Origin of the sequence: Roseovarius sp. A-2, assembly GCF_002072155.1 — a bacterium.
Lineage (GTDB): Bacteria > Pseudomonadota > Alphaproteobacteria > Rhodobacterales > Rhodobacteraceae > Roseovarius.
On record NZ_BDIY01000001.1, the window covers coordinates 188,599 to 202,792 of the forward strand.

The 14,194-nt window shown below is 63.8% G+C and carries 14 protein-coding genes; 12 read left to right on the forward strand and 2 right to left on the reverse strand.

The window, feature by feature from the left end:
- Positions 1 to 161: 161 nt before the first annotated feature.
- From BHD06_RS00965 to BHD06_RS00990, 6 genes are all read left to right on the forward strand, one after another.
- The gene (locus BHD06_RS00965) at positions 162 to 431 is read left to right on the forward strand and encodes an usg protein (RefSeq protein ID WP_080455108.1); all 270 of its coding nucleotides are present in this window, start codon (positions 162 to 164) and stop codon (positions 429 to 431) included.
- 535 nt (positions 432 to 966) lie between these two features.
- Complete coding sequence (locus BHD06_RS00970) at positions 967 to 2,718, forward strand: fatty acyl-AMP ligase (RefSeq protein WP_080455109.1); 1,752 nt, start codon at positions 967 to 969, stop codon at positions 2,716 to 2,718.
- Complete coding sequence (locus BHD06_RS00975) at positions 2,711 to 3,676, forward strand: NAD(P)-dependent oxidoreductase (RefSeq protein ID WP_080455110.1); 966 nt, start codon at positions 2,711 to 2,713, stop codon at positions 3,674 to 3,676. Before BHD06_RS00970 ends, BHD06_RS00975 begins: the two co-directional genes overlap by 8 nt.
- Entirely contained in the window at positions 3,673 to 3,954 is a 282-nt protein-coding gene (locus BHD06_RS00980; protein ID WP_217805637.1) for a phosphopantetheine-binding protein, read from the forward strand. Before BHD06_RS00975 ends, BHD06_RS00980 begins: the two co-directional genes overlap by 4 nt.
- Before the next feature lie 10 nt (positions 3,955 to 3,964).
- Positions 3,965 to 5,182 carry an aminotransferase class I/II-fold pyridoxal phosphate-dependent enzyme gene (locus tag BHD06_RS00985; RefSeq protein ID WP_217805638.1) on the forward strand — a complete coding sequence of 406 codons (1,218 nt, stop codon included), beginning with the start codon at positions 3,965 to 3,967 and terminating at the stop codon, positions 5,180 to 5,182.
- A gap of 109 nt (positions 5,183 to 5,291) precedes the next feature.
- Positions 5,292 to 6,737, forward strand: a complete 1,446-nt coding sequence (locus BHD06_RS00990; RefSeq protein WP_080455112.1) for an aldehyde dehydrogenase family protein — start codon at positions 5,292 to 5,294, stop codon at positions 6,735 to 6,737.
- 57 nt (positions 6,738 to 6,794) lie between these two features.
- On the opposite strand, the gene BHD06_RS00995 is transcribed toward BHD06_RS00990, so the two are convergent.
- Positions 6,795 to 7,658 carry a DUF2189 domain-containing protein gene (locus BHD06_RS00995; protein WP_080455113.1) on the reverse strand — a complete coding sequence of 288 codons (864 nt, stop codon included), beginning with the start codon at positions 7,656 to 7,658 and terminating at the stop codon, positions 6,795 to 6,797.
- A 123-nt stretch (positions 7,659 to 7,781) separates the two neighbouring features.
- Positions 7,782 to 8,669: a LysR family transcriptional regulator gene (locus tag BHD06_RS01000; protein ID WP_080455114.1), complete on the reverse strand. Its 888-nt coding sequence runs from the start codon at positions 8,667 to 8,669 to the stop codon at positions 7,782 to 7,784.
- A gap of 258 nt (positions 8,670 to 8,927) precedes the next feature.
- Here BHD06_RS01000 and BHD06_RS22870 point away from each other — a divergent pair, with 258 nt between their 5' ends.
- The 6 genes from BHD06_RS22870 (at position 8,928) to BHD06_RS01025 (ending at position 14,191) form a co-directional block, all read left to right on the forward strand.
- Positions 8,928 to 9,158, forward strand: a complete 231-nt coding sequence (locus tag BHD06_RS22870; protein WP_139784607.1) for a hypothetical protein — start codon at positions 8,928 to 8,930, stop codon at positions 9,156 to 9,158.
- Positions 9,155 to 10,354: a porin gene (locus tag BHD06_RS01005; protein WP_080455115.1), complete on the forward strand. Its 1,200-nt coding sequence runs from the start codon at positions 9,155 to 9,157 to the stop codon at positions 10,352 to 10,354. Before BHD06_RS22870 ends, BHD06_RS01005 begins: the two co-directional genes overlap by 4 nt.
- A 275-nt stretch (positions 10,355 to 10,629) precedes the next feature.
- Positions 10,630 to 11,814, forward strand: a complete 1,185-nt coding sequence (locus BHD06_RS01010) for a porin (RefSeq protein ID WP_080455116.1) — start codon at positions 10,630 to 10,632, stop codon at positions 11,812 to 11,814.
- 97 nt (positions 11,815 to 11,911) lie between these two features.
- On the forward strand, positions 11,912 to 12,742 hold the full coding sequence (locus BHD06_RS01015) for a sulfotransferase domain-containing protein (RefSeq protein WP_080455117.1): 831 nt from the start codon (positions 11,912 to 11,914) through the stop codon (positions 12,740 to 12,742).
- Complete coding sequence (locus tag BHD06_RS01020) at positions 12,739 to 13,608, forward strand: sulfotransferase domain-containing protein (protein WP_080455118.1); 870 nt, start codon at positions 12,739 to 12,741, stop codon at positions 13,606 to 13,608. The genes BHD06_RS01015 and BHD06_RS01020 overlap by 4 nt, the downstream gene beginning before the upstream one ends.
- 55 nt (positions 13,609 to 13,663) lie before the next feature.
- On the forward strand, positions 13,664 to 14,191 hold the full coding sequence (locus BHD06_RS01025; protein ID WP_254892265.1) for a hypothetical protein: 528 nt from the start codon (positions 13,664 to 13,666) through the stop codon (positions 14,189 to 14,191).
- The last annotated feature ends 3 nt before the right edge of the window (positions 14,192 to 14,194 follow it).

The window sequence follows — 14,194 nt, forward strand, 5'->3', positions numbered from 1 at the left end:
TATCTTGTTGGGGCGACTATATCAGAGCCATGATATGGGGTGCAATGGTGCAAGGGAGCGGCATTTGTCAGCCACACGCGCAGAGTGCCAACATACTGTTTTTATTGAAAAGTAATTTCTTTCGGGCATCATCGAAGGACAGGCAGTAACAGGAGCGACAGATGGAGATGTCTGAAACTGAACTGATGCTCAAGGGATACGGGCTTACCACGGCGGAGTTCTTCTACCGGATGCCCGATTATCAAAGCGTGCTCAACAGCTATCTCTGGCAGGACTATGATCTGGCCCCGGATCATCCGAAACTGTTCGAGTTCATAGAATTCTGGCAGCGCGAGATCGAGGGGCCGCTGCACTCGGTGCGGTTTACCCACCGCAAGCTGATCGCACCCGGGGAATGGCGCAACGTGACCGGCGAATTCACCCTGCATTGAGGCTGGTGGGTCGCCTGAAGGGCGACGGCATCCGACGCTCTTCGAACGGGATCATGCTGCATTGCGGCGTGATCCGGGGATACCGCAGGACACAAAGTGCTACAAAGCGTAACATTCGCCGCGTGGCACAGCAAGCCGCGCAATGCCGACTGTGCGCCGGTTTGCACGGTCAAGGCCGGGCCGCGCAGCCGATGGCTATTTTGCTGTCGGCTGAATTTTACATCTAGGACATGTCTTTTTCTGCCACCTTTAAGTCGTTGTTATGGTTGTCATTTGATTTAAGCCCGCGGGCGGTGCGCGTGTCGCTGGGACCGTCCGGCCCATGTCGCGTAAACTCGGATCGACCGTCTCATGCGCGCCGGATGACGCCTTTCGTGGCTCGATTTTACCTTTAGGCTCACACACTTGAAGCATTTGTGTAACAGAAATGTTATGTGGAAACGGGCGCGGGATTGTGGCAACTGACCGGGAACATGCGAGAGGCGGCGGGCATTAAACCTGTAGCCCGTGAGAGCAGAAGCAAAGGTGACAAACAATGCAACCCAGCACGACCGACAGCGGTGTGACCCATCGTCAGGGGGATTTCGCGACCCTGACCGAAGCGCTTGATTACGCGGCCGCGGGGGCGTGCGGGCTGAACTTTTACGGGACGGACGCCACCCTGACCGAGACGCTGTCCTATGCCGAGTTGCGGACACGGGCGATCAACCTCGCCGGTCGGCTTGCCGCAGTCTATCCGCGCCATGCGCGGATCGGGCTGATTGCCGAAACGACGCCGGAATTCATGGTCGCCTTCATGGCGTGTCAATATGCCGGGCTCGTGCCCGCGCCGCTGACCGTGCAGGCGGCCTTCGGGCGTCGCGAGGTCTATGAATGGCAAATGTCGCGCACCGCCCAGACCGCCGATCTTGCCGCCGTCATGGCCACCGATGAGGTGGCCGAGGTGCTGCGCAATGCATTGACCGAGATCGACATTCCGCTGATTGCAATCTGCGGGCGCGACCTGCCCGAAACCGGTGTCGTGCCGGTGCCGCATGGCAAGGACGATCCGGCGTATATCCAGTTCTCCTCGGGCAGTACCAGTGCGCCGAAGGGTATCTACGCGACCCAGAAGAGCGTGTCGGCGAATTGCCATGCGATCATCAACGAGGCGCTGCACATGACCGCCGAGGACCGCTGCGTGTCCTGGCTGCCGCTTTATCACGACATGGGGCTGGTCGGCTTCTTCATGGTGCCGCTCTATAACCAGACTACGGTTGATTACATCTCGCCCACGTCCTTCGCGCGGCGCCCGATCTCCTGGCTCAAGCTGGTGAGCGAGAACCGGGGCACGATCTTTTACAGCCCCAGCTTCGGCTACGATCTCTGCGCGCGGCGCTATCGCGGCGAGACGCTTGACCTCAGCTCGCTGCGCGTGGCCGGGATCGGTGGCGACATGGTGCGCGAGGATGCGCTGGTCAAATTCACCGATATCTTCGCGCAGAGCGGCTTTGACGGACGTGCCTTCGTACCGAGCTACGGCCTTGCCGAGTCGACGCTCGGGGTGGCCTTCGCGCCGCTCGATACCGGCATGAAGCGCGATCTGGTGGATACCGGGCGGATGCAGACCTCGGGTCGTGCGGTGCCTGCCACGGCGCAGACCCGCCCCGGGCAAACGCGCTGCTTCGTGTCCTGCGGACGGCCGCTGCCATCCTTCGAGATGCGCATCGTCGATACCGACGGGCGCGAAACCCAAGGCCGCGATATCGGGCGGATCATGATCAAGAGCCCCAGCATCGCCGACGGGTATTTCCGCGCTGGTGAGGCGTTGCAGCCGCTCGCCGACGCGGACGGATGGATGGAGACGGGCGATCTTGGCTACTGGTTTGAGGGCGAGGTGGTGATCACTGGGCGCTCCAAGGATCTCATCCTGTGGAACGGCCGCAACATCTGGCCGCAGGATATCGAATGGGTCGCGCAGAATACCGGCGGCAAGAACATCTCGGGCGCAGGTGCCTTCGAGGTCGGCGATGCCGATGGCGGGTCGCGCATCATCCTGCTGGCGGAATGCTGGTCGCGCGACGAAACCGTGCGTGCGCAGCTGATCCGCGACATCTCGGCGGCGACACGGGCCACGACCGGGGCCCCTGTCTCGGTGGAACTGGTCGGCGTGCGCTCCCTGCCGATGACAAGCTCCGGCAAGCTGAGCCGGGCTGCCGCGCGGGCGCGTTATCTGGCGGGCGATTACGCATCTTCGACACCTGCGGACGAGCGCGTGACCGCAACCGCCCCGGCGCGCGGTGCCTGAGCGGCAGGTCACCGTCAGCGCGCCTCATCCCAGACTTGCACTGACGGGCGCGACCGGCTTTGTCGGTCGCAGCCTTCTGGCGCGGCTCAATGGGGCCGGGCGGCCGGTCAGGGCGCTCGCGCGGGCCAAACCGGGTCGGACGCTGGCGCATCAGCCGGGGCTCGACTGGGTGCCGGGCGGGCTCGATGATCCCGACGCGCTCGCGGCTCTGATGGACGGTGCGGAGGTGCTGCTGCATTGCGCGGGTGCAACCAATGCGCTGACACGGGATACGTTTCACCGCGTCAATGCCGACGGCACGGCAGCCGTGACGCGGGCCGCGCGCAAGGCCGGGGTGCGGCATGTGATCCTGCTCTCTTCGCTGGCCGCCACGCGGCCTGAGGTGTCGGATTACGCCGCCTCGAAAGCCGTCGGAGAGGCCCGCTTGCTGGCCGAATCGGGGGAGATGGCGGTTACGATCTTGCGGGCCCCGGCGGTGGTCGGACCGGGGGATGCCGCCACCGCGCCGCTGTTCACCATGCTGGCGCGGGGGTGGATGCCGGTGATCGGCGGAAAGACGCGCAGCGCGCGATTCTCCGTGATCGACGTGGAGGATCTCGCCGCTTTGCTGCTCGTTTTCGCGACGGATATGCCAAAGCCCGGACAGCGTCAGACCTACGCCCCATATGGCCACGCGGCGCTTGGTTGGGGCGATTTGGCAGAAAGTGCCGAGCGGGTGACCGGTCGGCGCGTGCGCCAAGTGGTCCTGCCTCATGCCGCCGCCGTGCTGCTGGGGCGCGGTGCGGATCTGGTGGCGCGGCTGAGCGGACGCTCGCAGGTGTTCTCGTCGGGCAAGGTCCGCGAGATGTGCGCAGGCGACTGGATCGGAGACACGCCGATTGCCGCAACGACACCGATTGACGAGACGATGGGGCGTTGCCTCGCCCCGTTTCTGAGACTAGGGAAGGCGCAGGAATGATGCCTGCCCGCGACAGACTGGAGCCTGAAATGCAAGCCAATAACCAAGCCATATTCGACAAGGTTTGCGCTATTCTCAAGACGCATGCCGAGGCCGATACGGAAATCACGCCCGATACGCAGATCGCCGCCGATCTTGCCATCGATTCGGTCGAGATGTTTGATCTGGTGATGGAGATCGAGGAAGTCTATGATATCAGCTTCCCGATAGAGGAGGCTTCTGCTATCGATACCGTCCAATCCCTGATTGAAGCAATCGAGCGTATCACCGATGTCTGACAGTGATGACATGAAAACCAGTATCTTCGGCAAGTTTCAGAAACTGGCCGAGCGAGTTGACACGCTGCGCGTTTCCGGGCGGCTGCCATTCGGCTTGCAGATGGACGAGATGCTCTCGCAGACCCGCGCGCGGATCGGCAATCGCGAGGTTTTGTTGGCCGGGACCAATAATTACCTTGGCCTGACCTTCGACACTGACGTGATGGAGGCCGCCAAGGCGGCGATTGACGCGCAGGGCACCGCGACCACCGGCAGCCGGCTGGCCAACGGGTCCTACGCCGCGCATCTCGACCTTGAGGAAAGGCTTAAGGAGTATTTCGAGGTGCCCTCGGCGATTGTCTGCACGACCGGCTATCAGGCCAATCTCGCGGCGATCAGCGCGCTTGCCGGGCGTGGCGATCACCTGCTGCTCGATGCCGACAGCCATGCCTGCATCTATGACGCGGCCCGGCTCAGCGATGCCGATACCATCCGCTTCCGCCACAACAGCCCGGCCGATCTCGACAAGCGCCTGTCGCGCCTGCCCAAGGAAGGCGGGCGTCTGGTGGTGATCGAGGGGCTTTATTCGATGTTCGGCGATGTGGCCCCGGTGGCCGAATTCGTCGAGGTGGCCCACGCCCATGGTGCGATGCTCTTCGTCGACGAGGCGCATTCGGTCGGCTGCTACGGCGAGCGCGGGCGCGGCGTGGCGCAGGCGCAGGGCGTGGCCGACAAGGTTGATTTCATCTCCGGCACCTTCTCCAAGAGCTTTGCCTCGATCGGCGGGTTCTGCGTGTCGCGGCATGTTGAACTGGAACTGATCCGCATGGTCAGCCGCCCGTATCTCTTTACCGCCTCCGGTTCGCCCTCGAACGTGGCCGCAGCGCAGGCCGCGCTCGTCAAGATCGCCGGAGAGCCGCAATTGGGGCAGGCGCTGTGGGACCGGGTGCATCAGCTCTATGACGGGTTGACCGAGGCGGGTTTCGAGCCAATTTCGCCGGCCGCGCCGATCATCGCGATCCCGCGCCCCGACGAACAGGTCGCGGTTGCCGAGTGGAACCGCCTGATGGATGCCGGTGTCTATGTAAATCTCGCGGTGCCGCCCGCGACGCCGCAGTCCAAATCCCTGTTGCGTCTGAGCGTGTCGGCGGCCCATAGCGAGGCCGATATCGACGAGGTGCTCGCCGGATTCCGCAGCCTTCTCGAAGACGGCGCGCCCGCCCCGTCGATGGCTGCGAGCGGCAGCTAGACGCCCCCGGTTTCGGATGCCATGACAGGCACGTCCGCCCCAGGCGGGCCAGTGTTGCCCGTCGCACCCCCGGGGGCATCCGCGTCGAGATTACCTGTCGGAGAGACCCATGCCGCTAGCCTTGCCCATCGATCCCGCGCAGATCCTGATTGACGGTGTCTGGCGTGCCGCGTCTGACACGCTGCCCGTCGAGGATCCCTCCACCGGGCAGGAGATCGCACGGATCGCGCGGGGTGGTGCGGAGGATATCGACGAGGCGGTTGCTGCTGCGCAGTCGGCACTCGGCGGCGCATGGGGCCGCTGCACGGCGGCAGAGCGCGGTCGGCTGCTGGCCCGGCTGGGGCAGTTGGTCGAGGCGCATGAGGATCTATTGACCGAGGTCGAGGCGCGTGACGTGGGCAAGCCGCTGTCGCAAGCCCGCGCCGATGCCCGGGCGCTCGCGCGCTACTGCGAATTTTACGGCGGGGCGGCGGACAAGGTGCATGGCACGACCATCCCCTATCTCGACGGCTACACAGTCTACACCCTGCGCGAGCCGCACGGCGTGACCGGCCATATCGTGCCCTGGAACTACCCGATGCAGATCATCGGTCGCTCAGTCGGGGCGGCGCTTGCCATGGGCAATGCCTGCGTGCTGAAACCGGCCGAGGATGCGAGCCTCACGGCGCTGCTCTTCGCGTATCTGGCGCAGGAGGCGGGATTTCCGGCGGGCGCGCTCAACGTGGTGCCGGGGCTGGGGCGCGAGGCGGGCGCCGCGCTCTCGGCGCATCCCGGCATCCAGCATCTGAGCTTTACCGGCTCGGTCGCCACCGGGTCTGCCGTGCAGATCGCGGCGGGGGCCAATGTGGTGCCGGTGACGCTGGAACTGGGCGGCAAATCCCCGCAGGTGGTGTTTGCCGATGCCGATCTCGATGCCGCTTTGCCGTTTCTCGTCAATGCAGGGTTGCAGAACGCAGGCCAGACCTGTTCGGCCTCCTCGCGGATCTTGGTGCAGCGCGCGGTGTTTGACGAGGTGGCGGCGCGCATGGCCGAGGCTTACGGGGCTAAGCGCATCGGCCCGGCGATGCAGGATCCGGGGATCGGCCCGTTGATCAACGCCACCCAGAAAGCCCGTGTCGAGGGCTATCTTGACCGGGCAGGCGACCTGCCGGTCATTGGGCAGGCGGTGCCGGGGGACGATCTGCCAGCGGGCGGGCATTACGTGCCCGCGATGCTGTTCGGGCCGGTGTCGCCCGATCACCCGCTCGCGCAGGAGGAAATCTTTGGCCCGGTGCAGGTGATGATCCCGTTCGACACCGAGGACGAGGCGATTTCCATCGCCAATGGCACCGATTACGGCCTTGTCGCCAGTATCTGGACGCGCGACGGGGCGCGGCAGATGCGATTGGCGCGGGCGCTGCGGGCGGGACAGGTGTTCGTCAACAATTACGGCGCGGGCGGCGGTGTCGAACTGCCCTTCGGCGGCACCGGCAAATCCGGCCATGGCCGCGAAAAGGGCTTCGAGGCGCTTTACGGCTTCTCGACCCTCAAGACGGTAGCGGCGCATCACGGCTAAAGGCGGGCCGAACCTGCCTGTTTCAGGGCCGAATCGACCACGCCTTATTCCACTGCGTCACGCCTCTGCGGGCACGGCGGCGCGGTAGAGATGCCAGGTCGCATGGCCGAGCACCGGCAGGATGATCACCAGGCCGAGAAAAGCGGGCAGGGTGCCCAGCACCATCGCCACGGCGACCAGCAAACCCCATGTCGCCACGATGCGCGGGTTTTCGCGCGCCACTTTCACCGAGGTAAGCACCGCCACCGTGACGCCGGCGCGCCGGTCGATCAGCATCGGAAATGAGATCAGGCTGAGCACCAGCACCGCCCCGGCGAAAACCGCGCCGACGCCCATGCCCAGCACCGTCATCGCCCAGCCGGGTGCGGTGGTCAGCACCTCACCGATAAAGCCGCTGACCGAGGCGGGCGGTTGCGGCCCGAGCGTGACATTGTAGATCAGGCTTGCGGCGAACATCCACGCGATGAACAGCCCCATCAGGACCAACCCCAACACCAGCACCGGCACGATCACCGGGGCGGTCATCACCGAAAATGCCGCCCCCCAACCCGCCTGTCCGCCCGCTTCGCGCTGACGGCTCATCTCGTATAGCCCGGTGGCGACCACCGGGCCGAGCAGCGTGAACCCGGCGGCCAATGGAAAGAGCATCGGCAGCCGCGCCATGTGAAAGGCCACGAGCGCGAGCGCGATTCCGATGATCGGGTAGATCGCGATCAGAAAGATCACGTCGCTGCGCAGCGACGTGAAATCGTCGACGCCCTTGCGCAAAGCAACGCGCAAATCCTGTATAGTCAGGTGGCGCACGTCGGGCGGCGCTGTGACCGTGCCGCGCAGCGCCTCTGTCGCCTCGCCCGCCGTGCGGCCTACGCCAAAGGCGGCATCCGCCATCCAGCTGAGGGGGTTTCCAATGGTCCGTGTCATGCTTGGCCTCCCTTTCATCGCGGCGCGCGCGGGCCGGGAGGGGCCCGATCCCGTGGCACCCTTGCCTGCGACAAACTAGCACGCCTGCGCCATATCTCCAGTTCACAATCCGGCGACGGTGGTTCAGGCGTCGTTTTGTGCAAGGCTGGGATGGGCCCTGCGGATCGCGTCGGCCAGCACAAGGGCCGCCGGGGTCATCAGGTGAGCGGGCTGTGTCGCCATCCACAATTCGCGCCGTGCGCCCGCGCCTGGAAGGGGCAGGAAGGCCAGATCGTGATTGCCCGGCATCACGGTGAGTTCGGGCAGCACCGTCACGCCGACGCCCGCGCGCACGAGGCTGAGGATCGAGGCGGTGTTGCGCACCATAAGTGGCGCAGTGCAGAGGACGGGCGTAAAATCCGGGTCGGAAATATACTGGCAGAGTCCGTTGGCGATGAACGGTGTGTCCCCGAGCGCGGTCCAGCCCTTGATGGGCCACGTTTCGACCAGCGGATCGTCGGCGCGGCAGACAAGGCCGAACGCGTCGGTTAACAGCAGATTTCGCTCCAGCCCCGGCAGGGGCGGCAGGCTGGCCAGCCCGATATCGGCGCGCTCGGCCAGCAGATCCTGCTGCACGGTGGCGGAATCGCTGTCGGTGAGGTCGATCCGCACGCCGGGGCGCTCGCGCAGGAACCGCTCCAGCACCGGCGGCATGATGACCTGCGCCGCCGAGGGGGTAACCGCGAGGCGGACATGCCCGCGCTCGGCGCGCGACAGCCCCTCGATGGCCGAAAGCGTTCGATCGAAATGCGACAGCCCGCGCCCGGCCTCATGCAGCACCAGCTCACCCAGCGGGGTGAGGCGCGATTTGCGCGCGGTCTCGAAGAGCGGTGCGCCGATGTGCTCCTCGAACTGCTTGAGCATCATCGACACCGCCGATGGCGTACGGCCCAGGATGGCCGCAGCCTCGGCGAGGCTGCCGTGATCGGCCACGGTGCGAAAACAACGGAGCATTTCGATCTTGATGGACAAATTCAGCCTACCTTGATTCAGACACGGATTGTGTCACCTCGTCTGAATTTTGCGCCCTTGTCGGGGGAAAGTCCATGCCTTGCACCAGAGTCGGCGATCACGGCGCAGATGCAGCCGTGCCCGGTCTGCGCGGAGCAGACCGCAAGACCGGCGGCGGGGTGAGTCGGCGGAGGGTTCGCCACGCCTGATCCTGCGACGTTGCGCGCTACGCGGGTGCGCCTGTCATGCGCATGGAGGTAATCCCGCAAGAATCGACATATGGTTGATATGATTATGAAATCCATAAATCAGCTTGCGGTCGTCGCTGTGACAAAATTGCCAAACCAACCGCGCTCACGGAAAGTGCACCTGTTCGTGTTTGGACAAGGCAGGGTTGCATCAGCATCGCTTTTCCTGCGTCGGGCGCAACGCCCGGAGTTCACTGCTTATCGCAACCTTCGGGCATCTCTCATTACTCACTGCCCGGCTATTCAGGAGGAAGACCCGTGAAACAAAAACTTCTCAGCACCAGCGCGATTGCCCTCGCCGTGGGCGCGGCGCTGCCGGCAACAGCCCAGGAATGGGACATGGACTGGGGCGGCTTTCACACCGCCCATGTCGCCTATGTCGATGTCGACACCAACACGCCGAATCATGCCGGCGCGGATTTCGACGGTGTCGATATCTACACCGAGGCGGAGATCCATTTCACCCCGTCCGTCACGCTCGACAACGGCATGACCTTCGGCATTAACGTGCAGATGGAAAGCACCAATAACGGCGGCGGCGCCGTTGGTATCGACGAAACCTTCCTGTCGGTTTCCAGCGACACGTTGGGCCGCATCGACATCGGCAACGAAAACTCGGCCGGCTACAAGATGACCGTCTCGGCGCCGCAGGTCGATGGCAGCATCTGGATCAACTCGCCGTCGCTGTCGGGCTTCATCCCGCTCTCGATCGGCGCGGGCGGTAACTCGCCCTGGGTGTTCCGCGATGTGGGCATCTCGGCCTGGGCGGAGGTTCTGGGCAATAACGACGTGCCGCGCATTACCTATTACACGCCCTCCTTCAACGGCCTGACCGTGGGTGTGTCCTATGCGGCGACCGTCAACTCGGTCGCCTCCGCGGCCGTTGTCGGCGGCGGCAACAACGCCGGCAACAGCTTTGGTGTCGATCGCAATATCGGCGTGACGGACGTGTTCGATGTCGCGGTCGCCTACAGCCAGAGCTTCAACGGCTTTGATGTCGACCTGTCGGCCCGCTACGGCACCGCCGACAGCAATGTCGCGGGCACCGGCGATCCGGAAGTCTACGTCTTCGGCGCGAGCGTCGGCTACGCAGGCTTTACCTTCGGCGGATCCTATGGCGAGAACAAGAATGGCGGCCTGCGCACATTCAACTCCGAAGGCTGGGCACTGGGGGCAACTTATGACCTCGCAGGTCCCTGGACCTTCGGTGTCGATACCTACCAGGGCGAATACAACGGCGTCAACGGCACCAACGACCAGTCTGAATTCGAAGCATATCAGATCATCGCCAACCGCACGCTCGGTCAGGGGGTGAGTTGGTCGGTCTATGGTGTTTACGCTGAAACGAGCGTGAACGGGGATGCAGGGGGCACCTTCTCGACCCTCGCAGGCAGCGCCCTGGCGAATACCGAGGTCGAAGGGTATCTGATCGGCACCTCGATCAACCTGACGTTCTAAAGCAAGTCCCTCAGGACAGGAGAGGCGCGGGAACATTCCCCTGCCGCTCGCGAACAAGATCCGGCGCGCGACACAAAGCAAAGCTGTCGTGTGCCGGATTCACCAAGTTGCTGATCCACCCTGTGTGGTTTCTACGTCACATGTCCGGCGTGAAGCGGAAACCGGCGGGGGGTTGCGTTGACAGTTTGGTCCCTCTTGGCGCATTTCTTCGTCCAAGCCGTTTCCAATGACTGGTGCGGCGGATCCGAAAAACCTGCTTATGAGGAGGGACACCCTTGAAAAAGCAACTTCTGAGCACCAGCGCGATCGCACTCGGCGTCGCAATGGCCGCACCGGCATCGGCCCAGGAATGGGACATGGACTGGGGCGGTTTCCACAACGCACACGTGGGTTATGTCGAAGTCGACACCACCGGCGTCGCGGTCGGGACCGACTTTGACGGCGTTGATGTCTTCCAGAACGCGGAAATCATCTTCACCCCGTCCGTCACGCTCGACAACGGCATGACCTTCGGCATTAACGTGCAGATGGAAAGCACCAACAACGGCGGCGGTGCCGTCGGTATCGACGAAACCTATCTGTCGGTCTCCAGCGACACGCTGGGCCGCATTGACCTCGGCAACGAGAACTCGGCTGGCTACAAGCTGTCGCTCGCTGCTCCCCAGGTTTCCGGCGGTATCGGCATCAACTCGCCGTCGCTCTCGGGCTTCGTTCCGATCTCGATCGGTTCCGGCGGCAACTCGCCTTGGCTGTTCCGTGATTCGGGCATCTCGTCCTACGCCGAAGTTCTGGCCAACAACGACGTTCCGCGCATCACCTACTACACGCCGTCCTTCAACGGCCTGACCGTCGGTGTGTCCTATGCCGCAACCGTCAACGCCGTGGCACCCGCCGCGACCGTCGGCGGTGGCAACAACGCCGGCAATAACTTCGGCGTGAACCGCAACGTCGGTGTGACTGATGTGTTCGACATCGGTGCCAACTACAGCCAGACGTTCAACGGCTTCGACATCGGCCTGTCGGCCCGCTACGGCACCGCTGACAGCAATGTCGTAGGCACCGGCGATCCGGAAGTCTGGGCGGTTGGTGCACAGTTCGGCTATGCCGGCTTCACCTTCGGCGGCTCCTACGCCGAGAACAACAACGGTGGCCTGCGTGCGTTCAACTCCGAAGGCTGGAGCCTCGGCGCGACCTACGACATCGCAGGTCCGTGGTCGGTTGGCTTCGACACCTACCAGGGTGAATACAACGGCGTGAACGGCACCAACGACAAGTCCGACTACGAAGCGTATCAGCTGGTTGCCAGCCGTTCGCTCGGCTCGGGCGTGACCTGGGCTGTCTATGGCATGTATGTCGACTCGGACACCAACAACGCCGGTGGTTCGTTCGGTGGTGGCCTCGCGGCGGCCAGCGAAGTCGAAGGCACGCTGATCGGCACTTCGGTCAACCTGTCGTTCTGATCGACCGGTCAAAAGACTTGAGGGCGGGGGGTGACATTTCCCCCCGCCTTTTCTATTTGTGCCGCAACACGTGCCAATGGACGGGGGATTTCGGGGCATGAAGCGAAGCATCATCTGGCTGGCCTCCTATCCGAAATCCGGCAACACCTGGACGCGGCTTTTCCTCGCCAATTACCTTGCCAACGCGTCGCAGCCCTTTCCGATCAATCAGGCGCACCGCTTTGCCAGCGGCGACGCGATCGTCAAGATGTACAATCAGGTGGCCGGGCGCGCGATCGACCCGCAGGATCTCGACCTGTCGCTGCGGCTGCGCGACAAGGTGTTGCGCGGCATCGTGGCCAACAATGCCGACGTGAATTTCGTCAAGACGCATAACGCGCGGCTGGCCGCCGGTGGCATGGATCTGATCCCCGACCGCTACACCCGTTCCGCCATCTACATTCTGCGCAATCCGCTTGACATGGTGCTGTCCTATGCGCGCCATTATGGTATCGCCCCGGAAGAGGCGGCGCGGCAAATCTCGCATCATGAAAACGCCAACCTGCCGACCGAGCGCACGGTGGCGCAATATCTCAGTTCCTGGGATAATCACGTGCGCAGCTGGATGACCTATGCGCCGTGGAAGCGGCTTTTGGTGCGTTACGAGGATCTGCTCGACGATCCCGAGACCCATTTCGGCAAGATGCTGGAACATATTGGCGTGCCGGTCGACCCTGAGAGACTGGCCCGGGCGATTCGGTTCTCGAGTTTCGATGAGTTGTCAAAACAGGAAGAAAAACAAGGGTTTATCGAGCGTTCCGAGGAGAGCGAAAAGTTCTTCAGCAAGGGGCAGAAGGATCAGTGGAAGACCGATCTTGATCCCGCGCTTGCCGATCAACTGCGCGAGCGCTTCGCCGAGACGATGACGAGATACGGGTATCTGGAATGAGCAATCTGCAACGTATCATCTGGCTGGCAAGCTATCCCAAATCGGGCAACACCTGGATGCGCAGCCTTCTGGCGCATTATTTCATGCCCGCCGGTCAGGCGCCCGACATCAACAACCTGCGCCAGTTCACCACCGGCGACACGCGGCAGGATTTCTTCGACGCGGCCAATGGCGCGCCGTTCCGGGGGCAGGGGCTGGAGGACTGGATGCGGGTGCGCGGCCGCGCGCTGCGGCTGATCGCGGCGTCAAAGCCCGACCACCATTTCGTCAAGACCCATTGCCAGACTATCCGCGTCTTGGATCAGGACGTGATCCCGCCCGAGGTGACGGCGGCGGCGATCTATATCATACGCAATCCGTTCGATCTTGCGCCGTCTTTCGCGCGGCATCAGTCCTGCGATCTGGATACGGCGATTGACCAGATGTGCAATCCCGAGACGCTGACCGGCACGCCCACTGGCATTATCGACCTGCTGGGCCGGTGGGACGATCATATCCGGGTCTGGACGCAGGCACCGGGCCTGCCGAAATACGTGGTACGTTACGAGGATATGCTGAAAAGCCCCGGCAAGACCATGCGCGGGCTGCTGGAGAAGTTCCTGCGCGTCAAGGTGGACGGACCCAAGCTGGCGCGCGCGGTCAAGGCGACGAGTTTCGAGGCGATGAAGACGCAGGAAGAAACCCTGGGTTTCACGGAACGTCCACAGGGCATGACGGCGTTCTTCGCCAAGGGGCAGGCCGGGGTCTGGCGCGACGATCTGAGCCCCGCGCAGGTCGCGCGGCTGCGCGAGGCATTTCTGCCGGTGCTGGAAGAGTGGTATCCCGAGATGCTCAAGGAAACCGGCGCATTTGTCGCGAAGGCGTGAGCGCGGCACGGCTGGCATTGTGCGACGATTCGCATATCTCTAGGATATTCAGGCAATGCAACAAGTGGAGCGCAGGATGATCCGGCCCGTTTTCACCATGATCGCAGCCCTGGGCGGGCTTGCCGCCTGCATGACGACGCTGGCGCCGCAAGTGGTCGCACGGCTCGGGCCCGATCCGGCCCTGGGCGGGGGGCGCTATACCAGCGGGGGTGGCATCACCGTGGCCACCGATATTCGCGAGCAGAACGGGCGCACCATGGTCTGTGGCGTCTGGGCGCAGAGCCGTCAGCAATCCACCCTGACCAACGGCGTTGAGCCTAAGGTGCTGGGCAGCGGCAATGTCTCTCTTGGTGGTGAGACGCTGGTGCGCGGGCTTCTGTTTATGCGCGAAGTGCCACCGGTGGCCGATTATGGTGGCTCGGAGGCCGGGTGCATCGTCTCGGATCGCGTCTGGCAGGCCGGGGATGACGCGCGCCAGCCGGTGGTGCGAATTCCCCGGCAACAGGTGCATGTCGAGGGCGACGAGGGCGGTCATCTCGTCGTGTATTTCAAGCCCACGGGCCCTGCCGCGGGCGCGCCGTAGCGG

Coding starts and splice junctions, on each gene's coding strand:
- BHD06_RS00965 (WP_080455108.1), top strand. CDS start 162: ATGGAGATGTCTGAAACTGAACTGATGCTCAAGGGATACGGGCTTACC.
- BHD06_RS00970 (WP_080455109.1), top strand. CDS start 967: ATGCAACCCAGCACGACCGACAGCGGTGTGACCCATCGTCAGGGGGAT.
- BHD06_RS00980 (WP_217805637.1), top strand. CDS start 3,673: ATGATGCCTGCCCGCGACAGACTGGAGCCTGAAATGCAAGCCAATAAC.
- BHD06_RS00985 (WP_217805638.1), top strand. CDS start 3,965: ATGAAAACCAGTATCTTCGGCAAGTTTCAGAAACTGGCCGAGCGAGTT.
- BHD06_RS00990 (WP_080455112.1), top strand. CDS start 5,292: ATGCCGCTAGCCTTGCCCATCGATCCCGCGCAGATCCTGATTGACGGT.
- BHD06_RS00995 (WP_080455113.1), bottom strand. CDS start 7,658: ATGACACGGACCATTGGAAACCCCCTCAGCTGGATGGCGGATGCCGCC.
- BHD06_RS22870 (WP_139784607.1), top strand. CDS start 8,928: ATGGTTGATATGATTATGAAATCCATAAATCAGCTTGCGGTCGTCGCT.
- BHD06_RS01015 (WP_080455117.1), top strand. CDS start 11,912: ATGAAGCGAAGCATCATCTGGCTGGCCTCCTATCCGAAATCCGGCAAC.
- BHD06_RS01020 (WP_080455118.1), top strand. CDS start 12,739: ATGAGCAATCTGCAACGTATCATCTGGCTGGCAAGCTATCCCAAATCG.
- BHD06_RS01025 (WP_254892265.1), top strand. CDS start 13,664: ATGCAACAAGTGGAGCGCAGGATGATCCGGCCCGTTTTCACCATGATC.